Source organism: Deinococcus aerius (assembly GCF_002897375.1).
Lineage (GTDB): Bacteria > Deinococcota > Deinococci > Deinococcales > Deinococcaceae > Deinococcus > Deinococcus aerius.
In genome coordinates this window covers 1-25,861 of record NZ_BFAG01000001.1, presented here as the reverse complement: position 1 = coordinate 25,861, position 25,861 = coordinate 1, and the positions used below count along the sequence as shown (strand labels likewise).

At 71.6% G+C, this 25,861-nt stretch carries 19 protein-coding genes and 1 tRNA gene; 7 read left to right on the top strand and 13 right to left on the bottom strand.

Annotated features, from left to right (window positions below):
- Nucleotides 1-157: 157 nt before the first annotated feature.
- The gene (locus DAERI_RS00110) at nt 158-1,186 is read left to right on the top strand and encodes a YkoP family protein (RefSeq protein WP_235610144.1); all 1,029 of its coding nucleotides are present in this window, start codon (nt 158-160) and stop codon (nt 1,184-1,186) included.
- A gap of 97 nt (nt 1,187-1,283) precedes the next feature.
- On the opposite strand, the gene DAERI_RS00105 is transcribed toward DAERI_RS00110, so the two are convergent.
- From DAERI_RS00105 to DAERI_RS00090, 4 genes are all read right to left on the bottom strand, one after another.
- Nucleotides 1,284-2,189 carry a hypothetical protein gene (locus DAERI_RS00105; RefSeq protein WP_103127461.1) on the bottom strand — a complete coding sequence of 302 codons (906 nt, stop codon included), beginning with the start codon at nt 2,187-2,189 and terminating at the stop codon, nt 1,284-1,286.
- 229 nt (nt 2,190-2,418) lie between these two features.
- Nucleotides 2,419-5,325, bottom strand: a complete 2,907-nt coding sequence (locus tag DAERI_RS00100; protein ID WP_103127460.1) for a GAF domain-containing protein — start codon at nt 5,323-5,325, stop codon at nt 2,419-2,421.
- Between the two features lie 450 nt (nt 5,326-5,775).
- A complete protein-coding gene (locus DAERI_RS00095) occupies nt 5,776-6,462 on the bottom strand; it encodes a response regulator (RefSeq protein WP_103127459.1) in 687 nt (228 codons plus the stop codon).
- Between the two features lie 70 nt (nt 6,463-6,532).
- Complete coding sequence (locus DAERI_RS00090; RefSeq protein WP_103127458.1) at nt 6,533-8,362, bottom strand: ABC transporter substrate-binding protein; 1,830 nt, start codon at nt 8,360-8,362, stop codon at nt 6,533-6,535.
- Between the two features lie 352 nt (nt 8,363-8,714).
- Between DAERI_RS00090 and DAERI_RS00085 the strand changes: the two genes are divergently transcribed.
- On the top strand, nt 8,715-9,626 hold the full coding sequence (locus DAERI_RS00085) for an Hsp33 family molecular chaperone HslO (protein ID WP_103127457.1): 912 nt from the start codon (nt 8,715-8,717) through the stop codon (nt 9,624-9,626).
- 52 nt (nt 9,627-9,678) lie between these two features.
- Here DAERI_RS00085 and DAERI_RS00080 read toward each other — a convergent pair whose 3' ends face one another.
- Nucleotides 9,679-10,701 carry a nucleotidyltransferase domain-containing protein gene (locus DAERI_RS00080; RefSeq protein ID WP_103127456.1) on the bottom strand — a complete coding sequence of 341 codons (1,023 nt, stop codon included), beginning with the start codon at nt 10,699-10,701 and terminating at the stop codon, nt 9,679-9,681.
- A gap of 145 nt (nt 10,702-10,846) precedes the next feature.
- On the opposite strand from DAERI_RS00080, the gene DAERI_RS00075 reads away from it, so the two are divergent.
- The 3 genes from DAERI_RS00075 (at nt 10,847) to DAERI_RS00065 (ending at nt 13,907) form a co-directional block, all read left to right on the top strand.
- A complete protein-coding gene (locus DAERI_RS00075; protein WP_103127455.1) occupies nt 10,847-12,115 on the top strand; it encodes a S1C family serine protease in 1,269 nt (422 codons plus the stop codon).
- A 73-nt stretch (nt 12,116-12,188) separates the two neighbouring features.
- Nucleotides 12,189-13,250 carry a tRNA nucleotidyltransferase/poly(A) polymerase family protein gene (locus DAERI_RS00070; RefSeq protein ID WP_235610142.1) on the top strand — a complete coding sequence of 354 codons (1,062 nt, stop codon included), beginning with the start codon at nt 12,189-12,191 and terminating at the stop codon, nt 13,248-13,250.
- Nucleotides 13,251-13,298: 48 nt separating this feature from the next.
- On the top strand, nt 13,299-13,907 hold the full coding sequence (locus DAERI_RS00065; protein ID WP_103127453.1) for a site-2 protease family protein: 609 nt from the start codon (nt 13,299-13,301) through the stop codon (nt 13,905-13,907).
- A 66-nt stretch (nt 13,908-13,973) separates the two neighbouring features.
- Here DAERI_RS00065 and trhA read toward each other — a convergent pair whose 3' ends face one another.
- Nucleotides 13,974-14,630 (bottom strand): PAQR family membrane homeostasis protein TrhA, encoded by a 657-nt coding sequence (trhA, locus tag DAERI_RS00060; RefSeq protein ID WP_103127452.1) that lies wholly within the window; start codon nt 14,628-14,630, stop codon nt 13,974-13,976.
- A 76-nt stretch (nt 14,631-14,706) separates the two neighbouring features.
- Nucleotides 14,707-17,358, bottom strand: coding sequence for an IMP dehydrogenase (locus DAERI_RS22635; RefSeq protein WP_235610140.1), 2,652 nt, complete (start codon nt 17,356-17,358; stop codon nt 14,707-14,709).
- Nucleotides 17,359-17,492: 134 nt separating this feature from the next.
- Here DAERI_RS22635 and DAERI_RS00040 point away from each other — a divergent pair.
- Nucleotides 17,493-17,568, top strand: a tRNA-Ala gene (locus tag DAERI_RS00040).
- A gap of 143 nt (nt 17,569-17,711) precedes the next feature.
- Here DAERI_RS00040 and DAERI_RS00035 read toward each other — a convergent pair.
- The 4 genes from DAERI_RS00035 to DAERI_RS00020 form a co-directional block, all read right to left on the bottom strand.
- Entirely contained in the window at nt 17,712-18,218 is a 507-nt protein-coding gene (locus DAERI_RS00035) for a PAS domain-containing protein (RefSeq protein WP_103127451.1), read from the bottom strand.
- A 359-nt stretch (nt 18,219-18,577) separates the two neighbouring features.
- On the bottom strand, nt 18,578-19,033 hold the full coding sequence (locus DAERI_RS00030; RefSeq protein WP_103127450.1) for a DUF2269 family protein: 456 nt from the start codon (nt 19,031-19,033) through the stop codon (nt 18,578-18,580).
- A 30-nt stretch (nt 19,034-19,063) separates the two neighbouring features.
- Complete coding sequence (locus DAERI_RS00025; protein WP_103127449.1) at nt 19,064-19,801, bottom strand: AfsR/SARP family transcriptional regulator; 738 nt, start codon at nt 19,799-19,801, stop codon at nt 19,064-19,066.
- A 1-nt stretch (nt 19,802) separates the two neighbouring features.
- On the bottom strand, nt 19,803-20,282 hold the full coding sequence (locus DAERI_RS00020; RefSeq protein WP_103127448.1) for a cupin domain-containing protein: 480 nt from the start codon (nt 20,280-20,282) through the stop codon (nt 19,803-19,805).
- A gap of 142 nt (nt 20,283-20,424) precedes the next feature.
- On the opposite strand from DAERI_RS00020, the gene DAERI_RS22630 reads away from it, so the two are divergent.
- Complete coding sequence (locus DAERI_RS22630; RefSeq protein ID WP_103127447.1) at nt 20,425-22,716, top strand: winged helix-turn-helix domain-containing protein; 2,292 nt, start codon at nt 20,425-20,427, stop codon at nt 22,714-22,716.
- Nucleotides 22,717-22,736: 20 nt separating this feature from the next.
- On the opposite strand, the gene DAERI_RS00010 is transcribed toward DAERI_RS22630, so the two are convergent.
- Both DAERI_RS00010 and DAERI_RS00005 read right to left on the bottom strand, forming a co-directional pair.
- Nucleotides 22,737-23,519 (bottom strand): carboxypeptidase-like regulatory domain-containing protein, encoded by a 783-nt coding sequence (locus tag DAERI_RS00010; RefSeq protein WP_103127446.1) that lies wholly within the window; start codon nt 23,517-23,519, stop codon nt 22,737-22,739.
- 33 nt (nt 23,520-23,552) lie between these two features.
- The gene (locus DAERI_RS00005; protein ID WP_165794009.1) at nt 23,553-25,430 is read right to left on the bottom strand and encodes an Ig-like domain-containing protein; all 1,878 of its coding nucleotides are present in this window, start codon (nt 25,428-25,430) and stop codon (nt 23,553-23,555) included.
- Between the last annotated feature and the right edge of the window lie 431 nt (nt 25,431-25,861).

The window sequence follows — 25,861 nt, the reverse complement described above, 5'->3', positions numbered from 1 at the left end:
CGGCGCGTCTGGAAAGGAGGGTGGCAGCATCACTAGACAGGAGCATACGACGCCGGACATGAGACGTGCGCCGGGTCGCCGGGGGGGAGGGGGGAAAAGGCTGTGCCCGCGGGACTTTGCTCTCGCCTCCTTCATCCCCGGGCGGTACAGTCCGCTCATGCCCGCCCGCCTCCCCTCCCCCTGGCCCGCCCTGACCCGCGCGGGGGCTTTCGGCACCCTGCACGGCGGCCACCCCGGCGACCCGCACCTGGGCCTGACCGTGCCCGTCCGCACGCCCGCCGGGGTGCGGGAGGCCCTGGGCGCCCTCGCCCAAGCGGGGGTGCGGGCCACCCTGCTCGTGCCGCCCCCCCTCGCCGGGGAGGGACTGGAAGCCCTGCGAGCCGCCACCGGCGCCGGGCACGAGGTTGCCGGGTGGGGAACGCCCCTGGACGTGTCCGGGCTGGAGGTCGCGGCGGGTCAGCCCGTCACCGCCTGGGCGCTGGAGGAGGCGGACCTCGCGCGGGCGCCCCTCGCCTTCCTGGGGGCGCGGGGAGTGCGGCTCCTCCCCCTGCCCTCCCCCACGCCGGAACCCGGGCTGACCCTGCGGGTGGCACCGGACGACCTGACCCATGAACTGCCCCGGCTGGGGGCGCTCGGCTACCGCCCAGTGCCCGTCCGCGACCTGCCCGGCCTGCGGGTCGCCACGCCGCGCGACCTGCTCATCCACCTGTACCGCCGAGTGGTGGACGACCGCTTCGCCCGCGCCCACGGGGTCGTGCCCCTCACCGAGCGGGCGGACGGGGTCATGCGGGTGGCCCGGCAGCCCGTGCCGGAGAGGCTGCCTTTCCCCCCGGGCACGCCCGCCGCCGAGCTGCACATCCACAGCCCGCGCCTGGTCGGCCTGACCGCCCGCAGCGCCCTGGCCGCCTACCGCGCCTACCAGCGCTCCCTGCGCGACGTGGCGGGTGCCCTGCGGGGGCGGCCCGAGTTTGCGGACGCCCGGGTCGTCTTCGCCGTCACCCTCCTTCACGGCCCGCTGGAGAAGAACGGCTTCACCCTGGTGGCCCTGCCGCCCCTCACCGCGCGGGTGTACGGCCTGGGCTTCCGCCTGATGCGCCTGGCCTACGGCACGAACGTCGCCCCCTCCGAGACCGAGCCCCGGCTCGCCTGGATGGAGCGGGAGGCGTTCCTGAGGCGGCACGGGTGAGGGGAACACTCGCCGGGGCCGGAGACCTGGGGGAGACAGACGGGAACCCCCAGCCGGATGACCGTTCGCACGGCTCCCGGCTGGGGGTCCTCCCCGCTCAGCGCTCGACGGTGTAGTTCCAGACCAGCGCGGCGCCCGACTGGCCCTTGCCGAACATCTGGGAGAAGGGCGTGGCGGTCACGCGGTGGTCGCCGGGCGAGAACACGCTGGCGTCGCAGGTGTAGTAGTTCCCCTTCTTGCCGTTGCTGAAGCGGCCGTCCACGCACATGGCAAAGGGGGCCTCGTTCTCCAGCACGGTCTTGCCATTCCCCAGGTTGAAGCGCACGCTGCCCACCCCGGGGGCGACGTTGGCGCGCACATTCAGGTGCCGGGGCAGGGCCGAGAGCCGCAGCCGGGCGCCCGCCGGGATCGGGTCGTAGCCGGGCACGGGCTTGTCGGTGTCGGCGTCGATCAGGGTCAGGCTGGTGACGACCGGCCCCTTGGCGGGCGCCGGAGCGGGCGTCTGGGCCGCCGGGCGCACCACCGTGAGGTTGAGCAGCAGGCCCGTGCCCGCCGTCCCCTTGCCGTCCGCCGCCGTGTAGGGCGTCACGGTGATCTGGTGGGTGCCGGGGGTGAACACATTGGCCGGGCAGGCCGTGTAGTCGTTGCCGGTGCCGCGGTCGCCGCACAGGGCGAAGGGGGCGTTGTTCTCCTGGTGGTAGTTCGCGTTGCGGTCCAGCCCGAAGCGCACGCTCCCCACCGTGCCGACCGTGTTCGCCCGCAGGCTGAGGTTGCGCGGCAGCCGCGAGAGGTCGAGCGTGGCGGCGGGCGGGATCGGGTCGAAGCCGGGCACGGGCTGGTCGGTGTCCGCGTTGATCAGCGTGACGCTGCTGACGCTGGGGCCGGCGGGATTCACGATCAGGCTCTGGGCCTTCACCTGCGCGGCGGCGGGGGCGGAGAGCGGGGTCAGGGTGCCCAGCGCGAGCAGCGCGAGGGCCGGGCGGGTCAGGGACAGTGCAGTCATGGGGCTCCTTTGGGGGCGGGTCAGGGGGGCGTGCCTCTTCCTGACCGCCGTGTCACCGTGATGTACCGGGCCAGGATGACGCCCGGCTGACGGGCGCCCACATCTTCCCCTCCTTTTGGAGGGGAGACTTTGACCCAACCTTCCAGCTCGGCTCATGCCCGGGTGGTCACCGGACCCCAGCACGGACGGGGCCTGGACCAAGACCTCGGGCGGCTGACCCCGGGACCCCTCACCCCGGCAGGCTGAAGGTCAGCGTGGTGCCCCGGCCCGGGTCGCTCTCGACCTCCAGCTCGCCGCCCGCCAGCGCCACCCGCTCGCGCAGGCCGATCAGGCCCAGGTGCCCCTCCTGCGCGCGGGCCTGCGCCTGCCCCGGGGTGAAGCCCTGGCCGTCGTCGGTGACCGCCACCCGCACGCCCCCCTCCTCAAAGGCCACCCGGATGGCGGCGGAGCGGGCGTGGGCGTGCTTGTCCACATTTGTCAGGGCTTCCTGCGCCAGCCGGAACACCGTGAGTTCCAGCGCGGGCGCCAGCCGCCGCTCGGCCCCGCTGACCTCCAGCCGGGTGTCGGTCTGTGCCTGCCCGGCGAGCCATTCGAGCGCGGGCAGCAGGCCCAGATCGTCCAGCACGCTGGGCCGCAGGTTGCGGGCGAAGCGGCGCACGCTCTCGATGGCGGCGTTCAGGTCCGCCAGGATATCGTCGGCCCGCTCGCGCTGCGGCCCGTCCAGGTCGCGGGCCAGGCGGGCCACCCGGCGCGACGTGGCGATCAGGACCTGCGCCGTGTCGTCGTGCAGCTCGCGGCTGATGCGCCGCCGCTCCTCCTCCTGCGCCTGGGTAAAGAGGGTGAGGTACGTCCGCAGCTCGGTCTGGCGGCTGGTCGCGGCCTCCAGCGCCTGGCCCCGCCGCTGAATCTCGGCGGCGAGCGTCTGGAGTTCGGAGAGGTCGCGGGCGACGGTCAGCACGCTCTGCACCGTGCCGGAGGGGGACGCCCCGGCCTGCCGCACCGCGCTCAGCCGCACCTCCAGCCGGTGCGGCCCCACCTCGATCTCCGCGCGGCCCCCGGCGGGGCGGGTGCGGGCGGCGTCCCAGGCGGCGTGCAGCATGTCCCGGGTGGCGGGCGTGGGCAGGGTGAGCAGATTCGCCCCCACGAGCGGCCCGACCAGCGGGGCCAGCAGCCGCTTGGCGGCGGGATTGGCGTAGGTGATCGTCCCGGCGGGGTCGGCGCTCAGGATCAGGTCGTGCGCCCCCTCGGCAAGCTGGCGGTAGCGGGCCTCCTCGCGCGCCAGGGCCGAGAGCAGCCGCTCGCGGGTCAGCGTCAGGGCCAGTTGGTCCGCCACGCTGCGGGCCAGGCCCAGCACCCGGTCGCTCGGCGGCTCGGTGCCGGGGTCGTCGGCGTACAGAAAGCCCAGGAGGTGATCGGGGCCGTCCCCACCCGCGTTGCCGCGCAGGGGCACGATCAGGGCACTCCCCGCCACCGGCAGGGCGTGGCGCCGGGTGAGGGGCCGCGGCCCCCGCCCGAGTTGCCCCAGCAGCGAGGCGAGTTCCGCCGCGGGGGGCGAGTGCAGGTTGAAGGTCGCGCAGCGCGTCACCTCCCCGCCCTCCCCCGTCAGGGCGATCAGGCCGCGCCCGGCGTTGAGCGCCAGGGTGGCGAGCCGGGCCACCTCCGCGAGAGTCCGGTCGCCCTGGTCCTCCCCGAGCAGCCTTCCGACGTTGAGGAGCACGGCGGCCTCGCGCTCACGTCTCAATTCCTCCTCGTACAGCCGGGCGTTCTCGATGGCGAGGCTGGCCTGGGCGGCGAACACCTCGGTCAGGGCAAGGTCGTCGGCGTCCAGGGGCAGGGGTTCTTTCCAGTACAGGGTCAGCGCCCCGAACACCGAGGCGCGGGTGCCCAGCGGGAGGCCGATCACGCCCCGGTAGGGGTACCGCCCCTGGGCCAGGAGTTGCCGGGTGTAGCGGCTCCCCCCGCCCAGGTGCGCGGTCGTGAGGTCGCGCGCGGCCACCAGCTCCCGGCGCTCGACCGCCCGCCCGGTCACGCCCGCCCCCACCTTGGCCCGCACCCGCAGCACATACTCGCTGGGCAGCCCGACCGCGTTGCGGATGGTCAGCGTCCGCCCGTCGGGTTGCAGCTCGTACACGCCCGCCGCGTCGGCCCCGAAGAGCGCGGTGGCCCGCTCCAGCACCCGGGAGAGCGTGTCGCTGAGGTGCAGGCTGCCCGCCAGCGCCGCCCCCGCCTCGCGCAGCGCCTCGGCGGCCTGGCGCTTGCGGGTCTCGGCCCCGTACAGCCGCGCGTTGTCGATGGCGAGGGACGCCTGCTCGGCGAGCGCGAGCACCAGCCAGGTGTCGTCCTCGCTCGCCCGCGCCCCCGGCGAGCGGCTGTCCACGTACAGCACGCCCAGCGGCTTGCCCCGCGCGCTCAGCGGCGCGATGAGGGCCACCTCCGGGTCGAGTTCCAAGAGCCCCGCCCCCAGCGGCGAAGCCGAGTCCCGCGACCGCTCGTACAGGATCACCTCGCCCCGCCCCACCAGGCGGCTGAACGACACCGGCCCCACCGCGATCCCGCCCGTGAAGGCCGAGTCGAAGCCGTAGGTGAACACCTCGCCCGTCTGCGCCCCGTCCTCGCCCACCTCGCTGAAGAGGCCCACGAAGGCCCGCCCGAAGCCCAGCGCGATGGCCGCGCTCTCGGCGGTCGCGGTCAGCACCTCCGGCAGGTTCAGGCTCCCCCCCAGCCGCCGGACGAGCTGCTCGACCGTCTCGGCCACCCGGCCCCGCCCCCGCCGCACCTCGCGCGCCTGCACGCCCTCCAGCGCCAGCGTGAGCAGCGGCGCGAGCCCAGAGAGCGCCTCCACCCCCTCCGGGTCCGCCCCCACGAACTCCAGCACCCCCCCGCCGAAGGGCAGGCAGGCGAGCATCCCCTCCGAGACGGGCCGCCCCTCCGCCAGCGCCCGCGCCGCCAGCGTCCCGTCGCTCAGGCCCAGCCCCCGCCCCTCCTCGCCCACCACGGAAAGCGAGCCGCCGATCACGGCCCACACCTGGACCCCGTGCGCCCGCACCGTCCGGCAGGCAAACGAGGCCAACGCCGCGCCGAACGCCCGGACAGTGGGCGCGGCGCTGAGGTCGGGGGGGAAGGGGGGGAGGGTCATGGAGGCAACTTCAGGGGTCATGACGGGGGTAAGCAGATGCTAAAGGGTTTGGTGGGTTCAGGAAGCCGGGTTCGCTGATGGAGTGGCAGAGTTCTTCCGGCTGGCCTTGGGGCGCCGGGCCCGCTCACCCCCACCCAGCCTCCCCCCTCAAGGGGGAGGGGTAAGTGCGCCCAAGCTTCAGCTTTCTAAAACCGTCTCCTGTGGACGGCCTATTCCCGCCAGTGACTCGCGCTCGCACCGCCTTCACCACGTCGGCTCGCGCAGCGAGACGGTGGGCCAGTAGCTCAGGATGCAACAAGATCAAACATTCCGCGTAAGAAGACACGGCCTACTGGCGAGATGGGCGGGCCCTTTGCCCAGCGCAGCGCCGCTCCCCCTGCCCCCTCTGGGGGTAGGGGGCTGGGGGGTGGGGGCAAACCGCAGCAAGTTGCCCTGCCCCAACCTCCCCCCTCACAGCGTCTTGGGATCGATCCACCCCCGCTTGATCCCGTACAGCACCGCCTCCGTCCGGCTCCCCACCCCCAGCTTGGAAAAGATGTTGGCAAGGTGAACCTGCACGGTGCGCGGGCTGATATCCAGGTCCCGCGCGATCTCCTTGTTCGTGCGCCCGGTGGCCGCCACCCGCAGCACCTCCAACTCCCGCGGACTGAGGGCGTCCTCCGGCGGCGTGGGCGTCTGCTGGGTGCTGAACCGCTCCAGCACCTTGCGCGCGACGGACGGGTGCAGCGCACTCTCCCCCGCCGCGACCGCCCGCACCGCCCCCAGCAGGTCGTCCTCCGAGGTGTTCTTCAGCAGGTAGCCCGCCGCCCCCGCCTCCAGCAAGGCGAACACGTAGGCGTCGTCGTCGTAGCTCGTGAGGACGAGGACACCTACACCCGGCATGAAGCCCTTGATCGCCCGCGTGGCCTCGATGCCGTTCATGCCGGGCATGGACACGTCCATCAGGATCACGTCGGGATTCAGGGCCCGGGCCTGGCGAATGGCCTCCTCGCCGCTCTCGGCCTCGCCGATGACGTGCAGGTCGGGCTCGTTCTCCAGCAGCTCGCGGGTGCCCTTGCGGACGACGGGATGGTCGTCCACCAGGAGCAGCGTGATGGGCCGGGCACCCTCGGAAGACGTGTCAGCGGGATGGTGCATGGGGGCAGGATACCCGGCGGAACGCAAAAAGACCGCCCCCACGTGGAGGGCGGCCCCGGAAAAGAGCGGCTCAGGACTTGCTCAGGTCCTTCCAGAGCGTGCCGGTGCGGAAGGAGAGCATCGGGTTGAAGGTGTCCTCGCTGATGCCCTTCAGGTTGTCGCGGTAGGCGAGGATGCCGGGGTTGCTGGGCAGCAGGATGTAGTAGGCCTGATCCATAGCGCGCTTGGCAATGTTCGTGTACAGCTCGTTGCGCTTCTCAGCGTCGTTCGTGGAGCGCGCCTCCTGCACCCAAGCGTCAAGCTGCGGGTCGGTGAAGCCCGCGCGGGGGTGGTAGTACCCCTCGCTGGAGTAGAAGGTGTGGACGAAGTTGTCCGGGTCGGCGTAGTCGGGCGCCCAGCCGGTCATGATCAGGATTTCCTTGCCCGCGTCGCCGTCCTTGAGGATGTCACTCCACTGCTTGCTCACCAGGTTGATCTTGAACTTGGGGTTGATCGACTCGATGTTCTTCTTCAGCAGCTCCATCGCAGTCTGCATCGCGGTGCTGCCCGCGCGGTACGTGGCGTTGATCGTGAAGCCGTTTTGCCAGACCTGCCCGCCCCACGCCTGCTCGAAGGCCGCCTTGGCCGCCTCCAGGTCGAACTTGGGCGCCTCCAGGTCCGAGTCGTAGCCGGGGAAGGTCTCGGGCAGCAGGAAGTTGCGGGGCTCACCCTTGCCGCTCTGCACCTCCTTGATGTAGGTCGGCACGTCGAAGGCCGCCACGAAGCCCTTGCGGACGTTGAGGTCGCTGAAGAAGTTGGCGGGGATGCCCTGCCCGTCGAGCTTGCCGCTGCCCAGGCGGTCGGTACCCTTGATGGCCTCGTTCATGAAGATGCCCCAGGCGCCGGTGTCGGGCAGGTTGTCCAGGATCGCCACGCCGGGCTGGCCCTTGAGCTGCTCCTCGACCACCGGGCGCGTCCCGGCCTCGATCAGGTCGGCGTCGCCCTTCAGGAAGGCCTGGATGCGGGCGGCGGCTTCGGGCACGATCTGGATCACCACGTTCTTGATCCCCGCTTTGTCGCCCCAGTACCCGTCGAAGGCCTCGGCGCGCAGGGCCGTCGCGTCCTTGCTCACGAAGCGGTAGGCGCCGGTGCCGCTGGGGTCCTGCGCGAGCGGGCTGCCGGTCAGGTCCTTGCCCACGGCTTCCCTCCAGGTCGCCTCGGTGCCGTCCCACTCGCCGATCTCCTTGGCGTGCTTGGAGTCCACGATGCTCTGGCCGGTGTACGCGAGCTTGGCGAGGAAGGCGGGGTCAGCTTTGGGCAGGCTGAACACCAGCGTCTCGCCGTCGCACCGCACGGCGCTGCTGATCTTGGCCCAGGTGATGGACTTGTCGTCGTTCGCGTTGCTGGGCGTGCCCAGCAGGCTTTCGGACAGGAACCAGTTGCCGCTGTCACTCGTGTTCGTGACCAGGTTGCGGCGGAAGGTGTACTCGGCGTCCGCACATTTGAAGTCGTTGCCGGTGTGGAACTTGACGCCGTCGCGCAGGGTGAAGCGGTAGGTCTTGCCGTCGTCCGAGACGTTCCACTCGGTGGCGAGGAGGGGCCGCAGCTCGGTCAGGCTGTTCCCCTGGTACGTCACCAACGTCTCGTACAGGTTCTCGACGACCTGGCCGCTGCCGGTGTCGTAGGTCGTGCCGGGGTCGAGCGTGGGGATGTCGGCACTCTCCTGCACGACGAGGACGGAGTTGCCGTTGCTGCCGGTGCTGGAGGTATTGGCGCTGCTCGCGCTGCCGGTCTCGGTGCTGGCGGCCGTGCCCCCGGAGTTGTTCTGCGCGTTCGGCTTGTCACAGGCGGCGAGGGTGAGGGCCAGGGTGGTCAGGGCGAGTAGGCCCAGCGGGCGGGTGCGGGACGTGTGGATGGTCATGAAGGGCTCCTTGTGGAGACGCCCGGCTCACGGGGGGCGTCCGGGATGCAGGCAGGAGATGCCGGGGGGGCCGACATCCAGGTGGTCAGGCGGGCTCTGGCTCACGGAGACTGGCGGCCAGCCTCCCTCCTCCCCGATTGGGGAAACGGGGTCAGGGTAGGGCACCCCCATGAGGGACACCTGCGGGTCCAGTCAAGAAGGATGAGGCGCGGGAGCAGAAATCCGTCAGCCGCCCCCCTCCAAGCGGTCCCTTATATCACCCCGCTGCGGGCGCGCAAGAGGCCAACTTCACATCGGCGGGAATGAGAGGCCCCCCACAGCGGCCTTGAGTGCAGTCCTGTAAGGTTTCCTAATGACTTTACACGCCCACCCGGAGTCCTTCCTGCTGCGCGGCACGGCGGCGGGCGGGACCCTGCGTTTTGTCGGTATCGATGCCACGCGCATCGTTGAGGAGGCCCGGCTGCGCCACGGCCTGAGCAAGACCGCGACCGCCGCGCTGGGCCGGGCGCTCGCCGCCTCCGCCCTGCTCGCCGTGGTCCTGGGCAAGAAGGTGGACAGCCGCGTGAACCTCCGCATCGAGGGCGGGGGACCGGTGGGCTGGATCATCGCCGAGGGAAGTGCTGACGGCCTGGTGCGCGGCTACGTGCGTCAGCCGGACGCCGACCTGCCCCTGCGCGAGACGGACGGCAAGCTCGACGTGCGCGGCATCGTGGGCCTGGACGGCGAGCTGGCCGTGACCCGGCTGCTCGACAACGGCGAGCCGTACACCGGCAGCGTTCAGCTCGTGAGCGGCGAGATCGCCGAGGACGTGAGCACATACCTGGGCGTGTCCGAGCAGATTCCCAACGCGGTGCTGCTGGGCGTGTACGAGGAGGGCGGCCGGGTCCACCGCGCCGGGGGCCTGATCGTGCAGGCGATGCCCGGCGTGACGGACGCGACCCTCGCGCGGCTGGAGGCGAACATCCGCGTGCTGGGCCAGATTACCGACCACCTGCGCCGCGGAAGCCTGCTGGAGACGATGCAGGCCGCTGCCGCCGGACTCGACCTCGTCCTCGCGCCCGAGGCGCAGCCCGCCCGCTTCCAGTGCCGCTGCTCGCGGCAAAAGGCGATGGACAGCCTGCGCTTTTTTACCGGGGCCGAGCGCCAGGAGATGATGGACGAGGGCGGCCAGGAGATCATCTGCCACTGGTGCGGCGAGCACTACCAGATCACGCCCGCCGAGATCGCGGGGCTGGACGCCCAGAGAGAGCGCGCCCAGGCCTGAGCGCGGAACATACAGGGGGATGCCCAGAGTACGGGCATCCCCCCGTTCTGTTTCACTCCAGCGCCGCCAGCCAGGGATGCCCGGGCTGGGTGAGCCGCAGGGCTCCCGCCAGCCACGCCCGCGCGTCTGCCGCCAAGGTGGGCAAGGCGCGCCCGAAGTCCCCCTGATCCTTTCCCCGGGGGTCCCGTCCCCCCACCTTGCTCTTGAACAGCAGCACCGCCCCCGGCGCGAGGAAGGGCAGCCCGCCCAGGCCGACCCGCCGGGCCTGCTCCAAGGGGAGCGTGACCCGGGGATCGCGGCGGTAGTGCCACAGGTCCCCTCGCAGATCGGTGAACATCAGGTCGAGCATCAGCACGCCCGGCAGATCGCGGTGGCGGGCGTGGACCTGGAAGGAGGGGGGCTCGATAGGCGCGGTCCAGGCCTGGTAGGTTCCTTCCAAACAGGCGTCCAGCCGCCAGCCCTGCCCCGCGAGCGCGTTCCGCACCTGCAACTGGCCCGCGCGGGGCAGCACCACGTCGAGGTCGTCGTGGGGGCGCGTGACCCGGCCCAGGTGCAGGTCGAGGGCCAGGCCGCCCGCGAACATCCAAGGCAGGTCCATGCGGTTCAAGGTTTCGGCGACGAAGTGGGCGGGGGCAAAGCCGACGGTGCGGGTGTGGTGCGCGAGCGCGGCCTCCCAGAGGGCCCGGTCCGCCGCCTCCCGGCCCGCCTCCAGCAAAACCCGCCGGTAGCGCTCAGCCGCCCCCAGGTCCTCCAGCAGCAGCGTCCGCAGGACCACCTGCTCGGCCCGCCACCCGCTGCCGTGGTCGGGCAGGACGAGCCGCCAGCCACCAGTGTGGGTCCAGCGCCCCTCCCCGCCCGGCATGTACCCCAGCCCCGTCAGGGCCGCCCGCTGCCCCTCGGTCGGCGACTCGGGCAGCAGGTCGAGGTGCAGCTCCGGCACGTCGAGGTCGGCGAGGGCGGGAACGCTGCCGGGGCCGCCCACCGCGAGGTGGAATACGCCGTCCGTGCGGCCACGCTCCAGGTACGAGCCGAGGGTGAGGGCCAGGTTCCGGGCGGCGGCAGACAGGTCGGGCATGGGGACCCAGCACAGCACACCTCCCGGCCCGGCGTCATCCGCCGGGTGGCCTGCGCGTGCCCCCACCGCCCGAATGAACGAATTCGGTAGGTGGGGCTTTTCGCCCCCCTGCCCGCGGTCTCACCCCCGCGCCGATAATGGCCCCATGAGACGACCGCTTCTCGCCGTGATGCTGGTGCTGGTGGGTCTGGGGCTGGGGGCGACCCTGCTGCGGGACCAGGTGCCGTTTTCCGGGGCGCAGACGGGGCAGACGGCCCAGACGACCACCCCCGCGCCGACCGAGGCGGGGGCGCGGCTGCAAAACGAGCAGAACACCATCGACATCGTGCGGCGCTACGAGCCGGGGCTGGTGTACATCAGCACCGAGCAGGAGGTGGTCAGCCAGAACCCGCTGGGGTATCTGTTCGGCCAGGGGGACCAGACCCAGGTGCAGCAGGGCGTGGGCAGCGGCTTTTTCGTGAACGAGCAGGGCGACATCCTGACGAACTACCACGTCGTCGCGGGCGAGGGCGGCCAGGGCTCCGCCACCCGCATCAGCATCCGGGTGATGAACCGCGAGCAGAGCGTGCCCGCGCGCGTGATCGGTCTCGCGCCGCAGTACGACCTCGCGCTCATTCGCCCGCAGGGGCTGGACAAGAGCTTGATCAGGCCCATCCCGCTGGGGGACAGTGACACGCTCAGGGTGGGGCAGAAGGCCGTGGCGATGGGCGCCCCCTTCGGGCTGGACTTCAGCGTGACCGAGGGGATCGTGAGCAGCACCGCCCGGCAGATCCCCATCGGCTTCTCGGCGGGCGGCGAGGGCATCACCCAGAAGGCGATCCAGACCGACGCGGCGATCAACCCCGGCAACTCGGGCGGGCCGCTGCTCGACTCGGGCGGGCGGGTCATCGGGATCAACACGCAGATCCTCTCCCCATCGGGAGCGGCCACGGGGGTCGGCCAGAGCGCGGGCGTGGGCTTTGCCATCCCCATCAACTCGGCCAAGAGCCTGCTGCCCCGGCTGCAACAGGCGAACGGCGGGGTGGTCGGCCCGCCCCGGCTGGGCATCACGGCGGGGCTGGTCGTGCAGGGACCTGACCGCCCCGTTCCGGTGGGCCTGAGCGCCCTGTCCAGCCAGGGCAAGCAGCAACTGGGCCTTCCCGAGACGGGCCTCGTGGTCGGCAGCGTGCAGGCGGGGTCACCGGCCGCCGAGGCCGGGCTGCGCGGCGGGACGATGCGGGCCTTCCAGGGAGGCCGCGTCGCGGTGGGCGGCGACGTGATCGTGGCGGCGGACGGCGAGCCGGTGGACGCCCTCGAGGACCTCCAGGCCGTCCTGATCGACAAGAAGCAGGGCGACACCGTGAATCTCCGCGTGGTGCGCGGCGGCAGGGCGCGCAACGTGACAGTGACGCTGGACGCCAGCTCCTTCCAATAGGGTGAACGTATCGGCGGAACCGCTCTCACGGCGGGCTTGGGGTCAGCTTCAACCCGCGGACCGGGACTGGCTGGTGAGGCTCGCCCGGGGGGCGGGACCGGGGGCACGGGTGGCCCTCGTCGGCGGCGCCGTGCGCGACGCGCTGTTGGGCGGGGCGCCCCTCGACCTCGACGTGGTGGTGGAGGGGACGGACGCGGGCGCCCTCGCCGCCGCCACGGGGCTCCCCTTCCTCGTCCACCCCGCCTTCGGCAACGCCACGGTGACCCTGCCGGACGGGCGGCACGCCGACCTCGTGCGGGCGCGGCGGGAGAGCTACCCGGTGCCCGGGGCCAATCCCGTTCCCGCCCCCGGAAGCCTCACGGACGACCTGCGGCGGCGCGACTTCGGGCTCAACGCGCTGGCGCTGGTGGTGGGGCCGGACGGTGAGGTGACCCTCCTCGACGAGGTGGGCGGGCTGGAGGACTTGCGGGCCCGGACGCTGCGGCCCCTGCACCCCCGCTCCTTTCACGAGGACGCGAGCCGCCTGGTGCGCGGGGCGAGATTGGCCGGGCGGCTGGACCTGGGCGCGCATCCCGAATTGCGGCGGCAGGTGCCGGACGCGCTGGAGATGGCCGGACGCACCCCCCGCCTGCATGCCGAACTGCGCCTGCTGCTGGGCGAGCGCAGGCCGGGGCGGGCCGCCCGGGTGCTGGAGGAGTGGGGGGCGGGGTCGCTCCTGCCGGGCGGGGCCGTGGAGCGGTTGGAGGCCCTGGACGGGAGACAGGACGCGGGCGAATCGGTCCCCGAACAGGCCTATGCCGCCGCCCTGCTCTCCGTCGCCCCCGACCCCCCGGCCCTGGCCGCCCGGTTGGGGTTGGGCGAGAAGCCCGGCGCCCTGCTCGCCCGCGCCCTGTCCGATGCTCCCGCCTCCCCCGGCAGCCCCGAGGCCATCCTGCGTGCCCTGCTGCGCCCGGACGCCTACCCCCCGCTGACTGGCCGGGACGTGGTGGCGCTGGGAGTGCCGCCCGGCCCGGCGGTGGGGGCAGCCCTGGCCCATCTGGCAACCTTGCGGCGGGGCGGGCAGGTGCGCTCGCGGGAGGAGGAACGGGCAGCGCTGGAGGCCTATCTGCGGAACTCCCCTCCCCCCCCTCAGTGAGGGGTCATCCGGTGTGTCCCCACCTCGACCCCGTAAACTGCTCCCCATATGCTGCTTAGCCTCCTGAGTACGAGCCCCGTCGCGTTCGTGATTGTCGCGGCGGCGCTCGTGCTGTCCCTCACCGTCCACGAGTTCGCCCACGCCTGGACGGCGGATCGGCTGGGGGACCCCACGCCCCGGCGCTTCGGGCGCGTGACCCTCAATCCAGTCCGGCACCTCGACCCCTTCGGCACCCTGCTGCTGCTCATCGCGGGCTTCGGCTTCGCGCGCCCGGTGCCCATCAACCCGAACAACCTGGGGCGTTGGGGCACGCTGTGGGTCTCGGCGGCGGGGCCGATCAGCAACCTGCTCATCGCCCTGCTGGCGGGGTTGCTGCTGCGCTTCCTGCCCTACAGTGACTTCACGGCCGCCGTGCTGCTGACCATCCTCAGCACCAACATCGTGCTGGCCGTCTTCAACCTGATTCCCATCCCGCTGCTCGACGGCAGCCGCATCCTGGGTGCCCTCGTGCCCTCGCTGGGGCGCAGCCTCGCGCAGTTCGAGGCCCAGCCCTTCAGCTTCGTGATCGTGATGCTGTTCATCCTCATCGCGCAGCGGCCCATCGGCAACATCATCGGCAGCGTGCAGCGCTGGGTGCTGGGCGCCGTGGGCATCTAGGCGAGTCGGCCCAGAAAAAGGCCCCCGGGACTGATCCGGGGGCCTTTGCGTTTTGCTCGCGGCTCCTCAGCGCAGGCAGAACATCATCGCCACGTGCGCCCCCGTGCCGCCCAGCACGAACAGGTGCCAGATCTCGTGAAAGCCCCAGTGTTCCCAACGACTGCCGGGGCGCGGATTCCACCGCCGCGTGCCATAGATGACGGCCCCGATGGAATACAGCACGCCGCCCGCCGCCATCCAGAAGAGCGCGGCGGGGGGCAGGTTGCGCGCCAGTTGCGGCAGGAGGACCACGGCCACCCAGCCCATCCCCAGGTACAGCAGGGTGCTGACCCAGCGCGGCAGCCGCATGGTCACCAGCTTGAGGACGATCCCCGTCAGCGCGATGCCCCAGATCACCCACAGCACGCCGTCCCGCCACGCGCCCTCCAGCCCGTAGTACACAACCGGCGTGTAACTCCCCGCGATCAGCAGGAAGATGCCCGCGTGGTCGAGTTTTCGCAGCCACAGCAGCCCCCGCTCGCCGGGCCGGAACGAGTGGTAGCTCGCCGAGGCGGCGTACAGCCCCACCATGCTCAGGCCGAACACCAGGAAGGGCCACAGGACCAGGCCCCGCGCGTGCGCCCAGTCCAGCAGCGGCCCCAGCACGATCAGGGCCGCGAGCGCCCCGCCCCAGTGGGTCAGGGCATTGATGGGCTCACGCGGGGCAGTGAGGAGACGCTTCACGCGAACAGGGTAGGGGCTCTGGCGAGGAGAGGTGTGGGAACTGGGACGCAGTACGGGGGCACGCTCTGCCTACGGCCTACTTCCCCCCGTAGTTCGGCGCCTCCTTCGTGATCGTGACCCCGTGCGGGTGGCTCTCGATCAGGCTCGCGCCCGTGATGCGGACGAACTGGGCGGTGTCGCGCAGGGTCTGGAGGTCGGGCGCCCCGCAGTAGCCCATGCTGCTCCTCAGCCCGCCGACGAACTGGTACAGCACCTCGCCCGCCGTGCCCCGGTAGGCGATGATGCCCTCGATCCCCTCGGGGACGAACTTGCGGCTGCCCGTCTGGAAGTAGCGGTCGCTGGAGCCCTGGTCCATCGCGCCCAGGGAGCCCATGCCCCGGTAGCTCTTGTAGCGGCGCCCGTCGCGCAGCACGACCTCGCCGGGGGCCTCATCGGTGCCCGCCAACATGGAGCCCATCATCACGGCGCTCGCCCCGGCGGCAATCGCCTTGGGCACGTCGCCCGTCTGCTTGATGCCGCCGTCGGCGATGACGGGGATTCCGGCTTCGAGGGCGACCTCCGAGGCTTCGAAGATGGCGGTGATCTGGGGAACGCCGACGCCAGTGACGACGCGGGTGGTGCAGATGCTGTTGTGAACCACCGCGTTGTCGGCGATGAAGCTGTGAGTCGGGCAGTCCACCTCGATATCGTAGACGGGCACGCTGAGGTTCAACTCCCGGCGCGAGAGGGGCTTGACCACGCTGTAGTTGGGCAGTTGCCGGGCGGCGTGCGAGACATTCAGGCGGGCGCGGTAGGAGTCGAGCAGCTCACCTCTGACACCTTGTAGGCCACCAAGGTTGCCGGGCTCGACGTGCATGTTCGGCAGGCTGCCGTCAATGAGGTGACACAGCAACCCGAAGAGTTCCAGCAGTTCACGGGACGTGTTCACAAAGCACTGGCGGCCGTCGGCGGCGACGTAACCGTCACTGTCGATCAGGCCGTCTTTGAGGCCCTTCAGGTATTCGGGATGATTGACCAGATACGCGTGGGGAAGCTGCTTGTGCTGCTTCTTCCCGAACCCCGCGAGGAGGCGAGCCCAGGGCAGCGAGTACAGGTAAAGGCGGATGAGATTGCCATCGTCCTTGCGCGCGGGGCGCACGCCCGTCACCCTCTCCACCACAGCGCTCAGCTTGTCGGCGATCTCCCCCTCCTCATGCGAGAAGTACCAGTCCACCCGACCGACCTCCGACCCGGTGCGGGTCTCGCTGCCGTTGTGGTTGATAAAGGCGTGCCCGTCACCCAGGAAAGTGCCGAACAGGTAGCCGAGGTCGTAACTCTCCCGGATCTGCGTCTGATACCGACGCTCAAGCTGCCCCTGACGGACGGCGAAGTCCCCCAGATTGATCTCCAGCGTCCCGGGCCACTCGAAGTCAAGCTGGCGGGGCATCAGGAACACGTCGCCCCCCGCCTCGCCCACCGCCTTCCACCTGAGCTTGCTCTCGCCCAGGCGGGTCGGCTGGGCCAGCGAGCGGGCGTACCCCCTCGAACTCACGGACGCCGCACTCACCGTGCTGAGGTCGCCTACCCAGTAACGGTGATCGGGCGTCACCAGCGTTTCACGCGGGGCGTGGACGTGACGCACCGCGATGACCTCCCGAATGCCGGTACACCACGAGTTCACCACGGTCACCGGCTGCCCGTGCATGTTCAGCACCCGGTCGCCCACCCTCACGTCCTCGATGTTCTTGTAGTAGCCGCCCGCCATCAGCACCCGGGTTCCGGCGGCGAAGCAGCCCGGCCCGATGCCGACCTTCACCGCATCCGCCCCCGCCGCGATCAGGTCCCGCGCCCCGCCCCTCGTGGCGACGTTCCCCGCGATCACGTCCACATCGAAACTTTCCTTCACCCGCGTCAGCGCGTTCAGGATGCCCTGGCTGTGGCCGTGCGCGCTGTCGAGGACCAGCACGTCCGCCCCCGCCGCGACGAGCGCCCCCGCCCGGTCCATCAGGTCGGCCCCCACGCCGATGGCGGCGGCGACCCGCAGGCGGCCCAGGTCGTCCTTCGCGGCCCGGGGATACTTCACCCGCTTGGCGAGGTCCTTGATGGTGATGAGTCCCTTCAGGAAGCCCGCCTCGTCGGTCACGAGCAGCTTCTCGATGCGGGTGCGCTTGAAGATCGCCTGCGCCTCCTCCAGCGTGGTGCCCACCGGGACGGTCACGAGGTCCTCGCGGGTCATCACGTCCGCGACGGGCGTGGCGAGGTCGTCGATAAAGCGCATGTCGCGGTTGGTGATGATCCCCAGCAGCCTGCCGGAGGGGTCGGTGATCGGCACGCCGCTGATCCGGTACTCGGCCATCAGGCGGTCGGCCTCGCCCACCGTGGCGGTCGGCGGCAGGGTGATGGGGTCCACGATCATGCCGCTCTCGCTGCGCTTGACCTTGCGGACCATCTCGGCCTGCGCGTCCACGGCCATGTTCTTGTGGATGACGCCGATGCCGCCCTCACGGGCCATCGCCACGGCCATCCCGGTTTCCGTGACCGTGTCCATCGCCGCCGAGACGAAGGGGATATTCAGCCGCACCCGCCGGGTGAGCTGCGTCTCGACACTGACCTCGTGCGGCAGCACCGTGGAGTGGCGGGGCAGCAGCAGCACGTCGTCGAAGGTGATGCCCTCCTGGCCGAACTTGTAGGTGAAGCGGTCCTCTTGCCCCGACGGGGACGGGCGGGCAGGCGTGACGGGCGCACTCATGCACCGGAGTCTACCCGCGCGGCAGCGGGCGTACTGCGGCCTGTCTCTCCGACCCGGCCACGCGGCCCCCTTGCGCGGCCCCGAAAACGCATGCTAGATTCTCCCTCGCCCGGAGAGGGGCACCTCAGCACCGTGGGGTCGTAGCTCAGCTGGGAGAGCGCGTCGTTCGCAATGACGAGGTCAGGGGTTCGATCCCCCTCGACTCCACCAAGGGAAGCCCGTCCTTCACGGGCTCTTTTCTTTTTCTCGATGTGTTTGCCTCTCCGGAAAGGGTCAGACCGAATGTCAGACCTTTTGGGACAGTCACGAAGTTGGGGCTACTCGGCGGTGCCTCACGTCCATCGAACCAGCCGTCAGTGGCGACCCAGCGCCACGGCCATCAGGCGTTCCAACGAATCCAGCAGGTTCTGCTGGACCTGCCCGTGGGCCGTGATGTCCGTAATGATCAGCCGGAAGTGTTGAAACTCCCCGTCCACGATGGAAGCATCGACATCCAACAGCACGTCAAAGGGGGCGTCGTCCACGCTCAGCACGCGCCCTTCGCCTCGTTGCGTCAGGCCCCCGTCCGAGACCTGCCGGAGCAGCAGGTCGAAAGAGCTCTGCGACTCGGGGGTGAAAAACCCCGAGAGCCGTTTGCCCAACAGGACTTCACGGGTGCGGCCCAGCAACCCGCAGGCGGCGGCATTGACCTCCTGAATGCGGCCCTGGGAGTTCAGCAGGAGGTAGGGGGCGGGCGCGGAAGAGCTGAACTTAGGGAAAAGTTCCTCATCGCATCGGCCTTCGAGGAGGCATTGCTCCCTCTGGTGCAGTAATAGTGCAGTAGCGGGGGCAAGACGATGACGGAAGATTCTCCTTCCCATCTTGCCAGCTCCCCTTGACACCACACCAGCACGCGTTGGAAGCCGGGTCCATCGAGAGCCACAAACGGGCGGCAAACGCCGACTGCTGTACTCGCACTATCGAGGTCCGCGACTCGACCCCCTCGACTCCACCACACAAAAGGCCCGTCTTGGACGGGCCTTGCGTTTTTTGAGGCTCTTTTCCAGGTGCGATCTGGTGCCGCGTTTTAAGGAATGCCCTGAGCATGTGGGTCTGCTGTCGCTCCGACCTCACTCCTGTCCGAACCCCGGACCCGATGCGCGGCCCTAGCTGAGGGAAGAGGGCCGGGCGCGCTGCGGATGGGGTCAGCGCCCAGCGGAACCCTTCCCCCTGGTCGCACTCAGTGCGGTTTGAGGATCATCAGGGTGAAGAGGACCAGACCCAGCGCCCCCACCAGCAGGTGCGCCCGGTGAAGCCCCCTCAGCACGGCGGCCTGCTCACTGGGCACGGCGGCGGCTTCCAGACCGGCCGGACTGCCCGCCCACGTGGACAGGCGGCCTATGCGCGGCAGCACGTACCCCAGGACCACGGCCTGAATAAGCACGTACACCAGCAGCGAGCCGAGCAGCCAGAGCTGCGTCACCGGGCCGTACTGGCCCCGCCAAATTAGCGCCAGCCCGCTCAGCACCGCCAGTGTTCCGCCGACCTTGGGGAAGGTGCTCAGGGCCGAGAACAGGGCGAGGTTGTGGCGCAGGGCGCCCGGCGACTGCCCGCGGCGCAGCAGGACCGCCGAGAAGTAGCTCGGACCCAGCCCGACGAGGGCGCTCAGGACGTGGATAAGAACGAGGTATTTCATAGGAACCTCCAGGGGCGCGGCAGGGGGAGCTCAGGCTGTGACGAACGGCGCGGGCAGGCTGGGAAGCGGGAGAGCCCGCCGCAACGACTGGGCGAGGAGGGCAGTTTCAGGCAGCGGCTCGACCCCGAACTCGCGGCGCAGCAGGGCACACAGGCGCTCGTAGGTCCGCAGGGCGCGGTGGCGGTTGCCGGTGCGGGCGTGCAGACGCATCAGGCGGTGGTGGGCGTCCTCGGAGAGGGGATCGAGGTCGAGCAGCCGCAGGACGACCGCCAGCGCCGCGCCGTAGGCTCCCTGGTCCTCGAGCGCCTGGGCACGCTCGCGCAGGCCCAGCAGCCACCACTCCTCCAGCCGCACGCGCTCGGCGCGCACCCACTCGTCGAGTTCCGGGCAGTCGTCGAACTCGTGGGTGCCCAGCAGGGGCGCGGTGACCTGCGGGAGGTCATCGCCAGCGAGTCCGCGCAGGTCCACCCGTACCGCGGGGTGCAGGGCCAGCATCTCGCGCCCCTCGATCAGGGAAGTCCCGGTCAGGTGCCCCAGCTTGCGCAGGAGATGCACGAGGTTGTTGCGGGCCGCGTCCTCACGGGTCTCGGGCCAGAGCAGGGCGATCAGGCGGCCCCGGGAGGCGTGGCCCTCGACCGCGAGGTAGGCTAGGAGGGCGGCGGCTTTTCGTTCCAGGGGCCGCAGGGCGCCGTCCGGGCCGCGCAGGCCCGCCTGGCCCAGCACCTGCACCGTCCAGGAGGCCGCGCCCGTCACCGTGTCCTGCGTCATCTCACTCCTCCTCGGGGATGTCGGGAAAGAACGTCAGGCCGTAGCGCTCTCCGGAGATCACCAGGCGCGGCACGTCGGGCGGGCCGGGGGCTGAGGGCACGGGGAGCGTCTGGCCGACCTCGCGCAGGAAGTGTTCGAATCCGGCGGGACTGTAGATCACCAGCAACCGGGCCGTCTCGCTGAGCAGATGCAGGGCGTGGGGCACGCCGCGCGGCAGCAGCAGCACCTGGCCGGGGGCGGCCTCGACGTGTTCAGCGCCCACCTCCACGGTCAGGCGGCCCTCCAGCACGGCGATCAGCTCGTCCTCGTGGCGGTGGACGTGGACCGGGGGCTCAAAGTCGCGCCGGGCACACAGGTCGATCACCGCGAGGCGTCCCCCGGTGTCCTCGCCGCCGAGGAGCACGCTGAAGCGGTCGGCGCGCAGGGCATAGGTGTTCTCGGGCGTGACGCGGCGCAGGGGAGCAGGAATGGGCGGGTTCATGGTTCACCTCGGGAGTCGTGGGCTGTTCGTGCCTTCTGACCCGCAGCTTAGGGAGGGGGCCCTCGCCGCTCATCCCTGGTTTGGGGGAGGGGCCGCATCCCCCCAGTGGGGGGAAACCCGGTGGGGTACACTGCCCTCACCGATGTCCGCGTCCACGTCCCCGGCGCTCCCCACGCCGCCGACCTCCCTGATTGGCCGGGAGCGGGAGGTCGCGCTGGTCGAGCAGATTCTCAACTGGCCCGCCGTGTCGCTGCTCACGCTCACCGGCCCCGGCGGGGTGGGCAAGACGCGCCTGGCACTCGAGGCCGCGCGCGTGCTCGCGCCGCGTTTTCCCGGGGGCGTCCTCTTCGTGCCGCTCGCCCCCCTGGAGCGGGCGGAGCAGGTCATGCCCGCCGTGGCCCGCGCCCTGGGGCTCCAGCCCTCGGCGCGCGACGTGGTGGAGGTGGTGGGCGAGGCGCTCGCCGAGCGGCAGCTCCTGCTCGTGCTGGACAATTTCGAGCACGTGCAGGACGCCGCGCCCGATCTGGGACGGCTGCTCGCCCTCGCTCAGGGCAGCACCCTGCTCGTGACCAGCCGCGAACGGCTGCGGCTCTACGGCGAGCACGAGTTCCCCGTGCCGCCCCTCGGCCTGCCCCGGCCCGACGACCCGGTGGGGGATGCTGTGCGGCTCTTTCTGGACCGCGCCCGCGCCGCGCGGCCCGGCCTGACCCTGGATGAGGGCGAGGGGCAGCTCATCGAGGACATCTGCCGGGGCCTTGACGGTCTGCCCCTCGCCCTCGAACTCGCCGCCGCGCGCGTCCGGGTGCTGGGGCTGGGGGCACTGCGCGACCGGCTGCGCGACCGCCTCTCGCTGCTCACGGGCGGGGCGCGCGACCTGCCCCAGCGGCAGCAGACCCTGCGCGCCGCCATCGACTGGAGTTTCGCGCTGCTGGACGAGGCCGAGCGGCGGCTCCTGGCCCGGTTGGGCGTGTTTGTCGGCGGCTTCACCCTGGAGGCGGCGGGGGCGGTGTGCCGCGGGGAGGAGGAGGACGTGCTGGGCGGCCTGGCCTCGCTGGTGGACAAGAGCCTGGTGCAGGGCGAGGCGCGCGGCCCGGACACGCGTTACCGCCTGCTGGAGACGGTGCGCGAATACGCGCTGGAGCAGTTGCGGCGGGGCGGCGAGGAGGAGGCGGTTCACGCGGCGCACCTGAAGTTTTTCCGGGAGCGGCTGCGCGCGCTCCGGCGCCACATCGAGGGGCACGACCAGCCGGACCTCCTGACGACGGCGGGGTCCGTGGCGGAACTGGAGGCGGAGTGGCCCAACCTCCTCGCGGCGCTGGCCCACGCCCAGGAGACGCGGGACGAGGCCGCGCTGGCCGATCTCGCCCTGCACCTCGCCCCGCTGGCCTCCTCCCACCTCGACCCCACCGCCGCGGCGCGGCTGCGCGGCGCGCTGAGTGCTGTCCCGGCCACAAGCGCCGCCGCCGGGTGGTGGTGGTACGTCCTGGCCTTTCTCGCCTACCGGGGCGGCCACCTCGCCCAGGGTCAGGCGTGCGCGGCCCGCTGCGTGGAGGTATTCGGCGCCCTCGGGGACGAACAGGGGCTGGCGTACGGCCTGCAAATCCGGGCCTACGCGACGCTGCCGACTGATCCCGCGGGCGCGGCGGCCGACCTCGCGCGCAGCCTGGCCTGGGCGCGGCCCCACGGGGACAGCCTGGTCGGGGCGATGTGCCTCTCCATGCAGGCCATGCTCGCGTTGTCGGGCGGGAAGCGCGACGTGGCGCGCGGCCTGTTGCGGGAGGCCATCGCCCTCACGGAAGAGGTGAGCAACCACATCGGGCGGGGCTGGGCCGAACTGATCCTGGCGTCGGTGGAGTTGACGGACGGCAACTCGCAGGGCGCCCAGGCCCTGCTGCTGAACGTGGTGCGGGTGGGCGCCGCCCTGCACACCACCGACTTGCAGGTCGGGGGGCTGGGCGGTGTGGCCGCCCTGCTGGTGAGCCTGGGGCGGCCCGCCCAGGCCCTGCGGCACTGGGCGGCCTCGGGAGCACTGGCCGCCGCCCGCAACTACGACCCCACGCTGGTGCAGTCCCTCTTCGCCCCCTGGCTCGCGCCCCTTCTCAGCCGGGGACACGAGCCAGAGCTGGCGCGCGCCCTCCAGGAGGGACAGGCCGCCGACCCGGAGGCGCTGATGGCCACGCTGCTCGCCGCGGGCCTGCCCGAGGAGCGCCCGGCGCCCACTCCGGGGCGCGACCCGGCGGCCTTCACGCTGACCCCGCGCGAGCGGGAGGTGCTCTCGCTCCTCTCGCAAGGCTTATCGAACAAGCAGATCGCCGCCCGGCTGGGCACCGGCGTCTACACGGTGACCGATCAGGTCAAGGCGGTGCTGGGCAAGCTGGGCGTGAACAACCGCGCCGCCGCCACCCGCTACGCCCTGGAACACGGGCTGAGCTGAGCGGCGGCGGCGCACGGGGGTCAGGGCTGGCGCGAGACTTCCACCTCCATGATCTGCCCGGAGCCCCGCTGGACGAAGCGCGAGGCCACGGTGGGCGCAAACTCGCCCTGGTTGCGGCGGCGGATCTGGAGCGTCTGGCTTGGCCCCCCGGCGGGGGCGTAGCGGGCCGAGATCGCGTAACGCCCCAGGGCGATGTCCTCCAGCCCCTCCTGGCCGTCGGGGGTCTGCTCGATCCTGCCGCGCACCTCCACGCCGGGGCTGCCGTCGATGCGCGGGCCGGTGGGCGTCAGGGTCAGCTCGATGTCCGGCAGCCAGTCCAGCAATCCCGGGTCGAAGAAGTCGGCATAGACGGTCACGGTGGCCCCGATCTTCTGGCCGTCCGGGCGCTCGCCGGTCAGCCGCCAGGTGAAGTCGCGCACCGCGCCCTGGGCGCCGGGGAAGGGCTCACTGCTGCTGGGCAGCAGGTCGAAGGTGTAGCGCTGCCCGTCCAGGCTCGCCTCCACCGTGCCCCCCGCGTACCACGACCCAGCGGGCTCGCGGACGCTGAGGCGGTAGGTGCCGTCGGCACCCGTCTTGGCGAGGACGTTGGTGTTGAAGTAGACGGTATGCCCGGCGAACACCGTGGCCCCGGCGACGGGTTGGCCCGCGCTGTTTCGCACGGTGCCCGACATGGTGTGGGCCTGGGCGGGCCGGGGAGCCGGGTTCGGGGCGGGCGTGGGGGGACGGCCCGTCCCGTCCGCACCCGTGGTGCATCCGGCGAGGAGGAGAGACAGGGCGGCGGCGAGCAGGGAACGCTTGTTCATGGTCGGACTCCTGGAGTGGTCGGAGCGGGGGGCTCAGGGCCAGAGGCGGATCGCGGCGAAGTCGCTGAAACTCGGCACGGCCTCGCCCGCGACGACGATCCGGGTGGCGGGGATGCGGTCGTCGGGCTGGAGCAGCACCGCGCGGCCCAGGTCGTTCTTGCCCGCGGGAGCCAGCGGCGCGACGACCACGCCGTTCGTGCCGAAGGTGTTGTCCGTGGCCCCGTTCTCCAGCAGGCGCACGGCGGTGAAGTTGCCGGTGGTCGTCGTGTCGTGGGCCCAGCCGCCCAGCGCCAGCTTGCCACCCGGCTCCACCGCCACGCCGCTGGCCTCGTCCCAGCCGGGGCTCAGCGCCAGCACCTTCCTGCCCGCGTTGCCGAACGTGGCGTCGGGGGACCCGCCCAGGGTCAGGCGGGCGACCGCCGTGTCGTTGCCCGCGTTCCCCGCCACCACGAGCCGTTCCTGGCCGCCCACGGTGCTCAGTGCCACGCCGCGCGCCCGGCCCACCACGCTGCCGAAGAGGCCCGCCACCTTGCCGCCCGCGCCGAAGGCCGGGTCCAGGGTGCCGGCCGAGGTGTACTTCGCCAGCATGAAGTCGGTCTCGCCGCCCACAGCGTAGAGGCTGTCCCCGTGGGCCAGCAGGGCGTACACCGTATCCTGCACGCCGCCCGCCGCGACCGGCGTGACCACCTTGCCGCCCGATCCGAACGACGGGTCCAGGGTGCCGTTCGCGTTCAGGCGCGCGAGGGCGAAGTCGAGCCCGGTGGCCGCCCCGCTCTGGCTGGTGCCGCCCACCACGATCTTGCCGTCCGGTTGCAGCGCGAGCGCATAGGCCCGGTCCTCTGCGGCGCCCACCGCCACCGTGACCCGGCCTCCCGCGCCGAAGGTCGAGTCAGGGCTGCCGTCGGCGTTGAGGCGCAGCAGCGCGAAGTCGCGGTTACCTGACACGTCCGCAAAGCCCGCCGCCAGGATCTTGCCGTCCGGTTGCACGAGCGTGGCGTAGGCCTGGTCGTTGCCGCTGCCAAAGTTCACCTGCACCTTGCCGCCCGCGCCGAAGGTCGGGTCGGGGGCGCCGTCACGGGTCAGCCGGGTCAGGGCAAAGGTCTGCCCCTGCCCGCTCGTTCCCGGCGCATACCCCGCGAGGACCAGCCGCCCGTCCGCCTGCATGGCGATGGCCTGGGCGTAGTCGTCCCGGCCCGCGAAGTCGGTGACGCTCCGCCCCCCCGCGCCGAAGGTGGTGTCGAGGCTCCCCGCCGGGCCGCGCACCGTCACGGTGATCGCCCGGGTCACGTTCGCCGCCCCGGTCCCCGTGCCCGTCAGCGTCACGGCGGTCGGGAGGGAGTGCGGGGCGTTCGCCGCCGCACTGACGGTCACCGCCGCACTCGTCTGCCCCTCGGGAATCGTCACGGCGGAACTGGACGCCCCACTGGGCAGCCCGGAGAGCGTGAGGCTCACCGCGCCGGTAAAGCCGTTCTTGCGCGCCACGTTCACGGTCAGGCTCGCGCTCGTCCCGGTGACCACGGGCAGCCTGTCGCCCGAGAGCGTGAGGTCGAACGCTCCGCCGGGCTGAGGCTGGGCCTGGGTGACGGTGACGGTGGCCGGGTTGCTCGTCACGCCGCTCGTGCTGGCGGTGATCCCCGTGTCGCCTGTCGAAAGGCCCTTCACCACGCCTCCGGTCACGGAGGCGACAGTCTCGCGGCTGGACTTCCAGGTGAAGGCGACGCCCTGAATGGGCTTGCCCTGTTCGTCCCTGGCGGTGGCGGTGAGGGTGGTGCTCTGGCCGACGGCCACGGACGCGGTCGCCGGGCTGAGGTCGATGGTCTTGACCGTGGGTCCAGGGGTGGAGCCGCCGGTGGTGCAGGCGCTGAGCAGGGCGGTGAGCAGCAGGGTGCTGGCGGTCAGGGGTCGGTTCATCGGTGGTGCCTCCTTGCCGTATTGGCGAGGCCACCGTACGGGGACCGACATGGTTGGAGGGTGGTTGGGGCATGGCCGTGACCGGACACGGCCCTCACCGCTGCCACCGCTCCTGATGCAGGAACGGGCGCCGGGTGGTTCCCGATCAGGCCGCGAATTTCCAACTGATCGAGAGCGGATTCCGCCCCGGACCTCTCCGGCACCCAGCCGAGACGCATTCCAGCGGGGTCGAGCAGGGGGTAGCTCTCCTGGCAATGACGAGGTCAGGGGTTCGGTCCCCCTCGGCTCCATCACAGGAAGCCCTTCCCGCGCGGGCTTTTTTGGGGTGAGTGGATCGTGCCGAACAGAGACCGGCTCGGCGGGGCTGAGCTCAGGGGCTTGCGGTGTCCCGGAGGGTGTGAAGGGGCGAGCCACACGGCACCCCCTGGGAG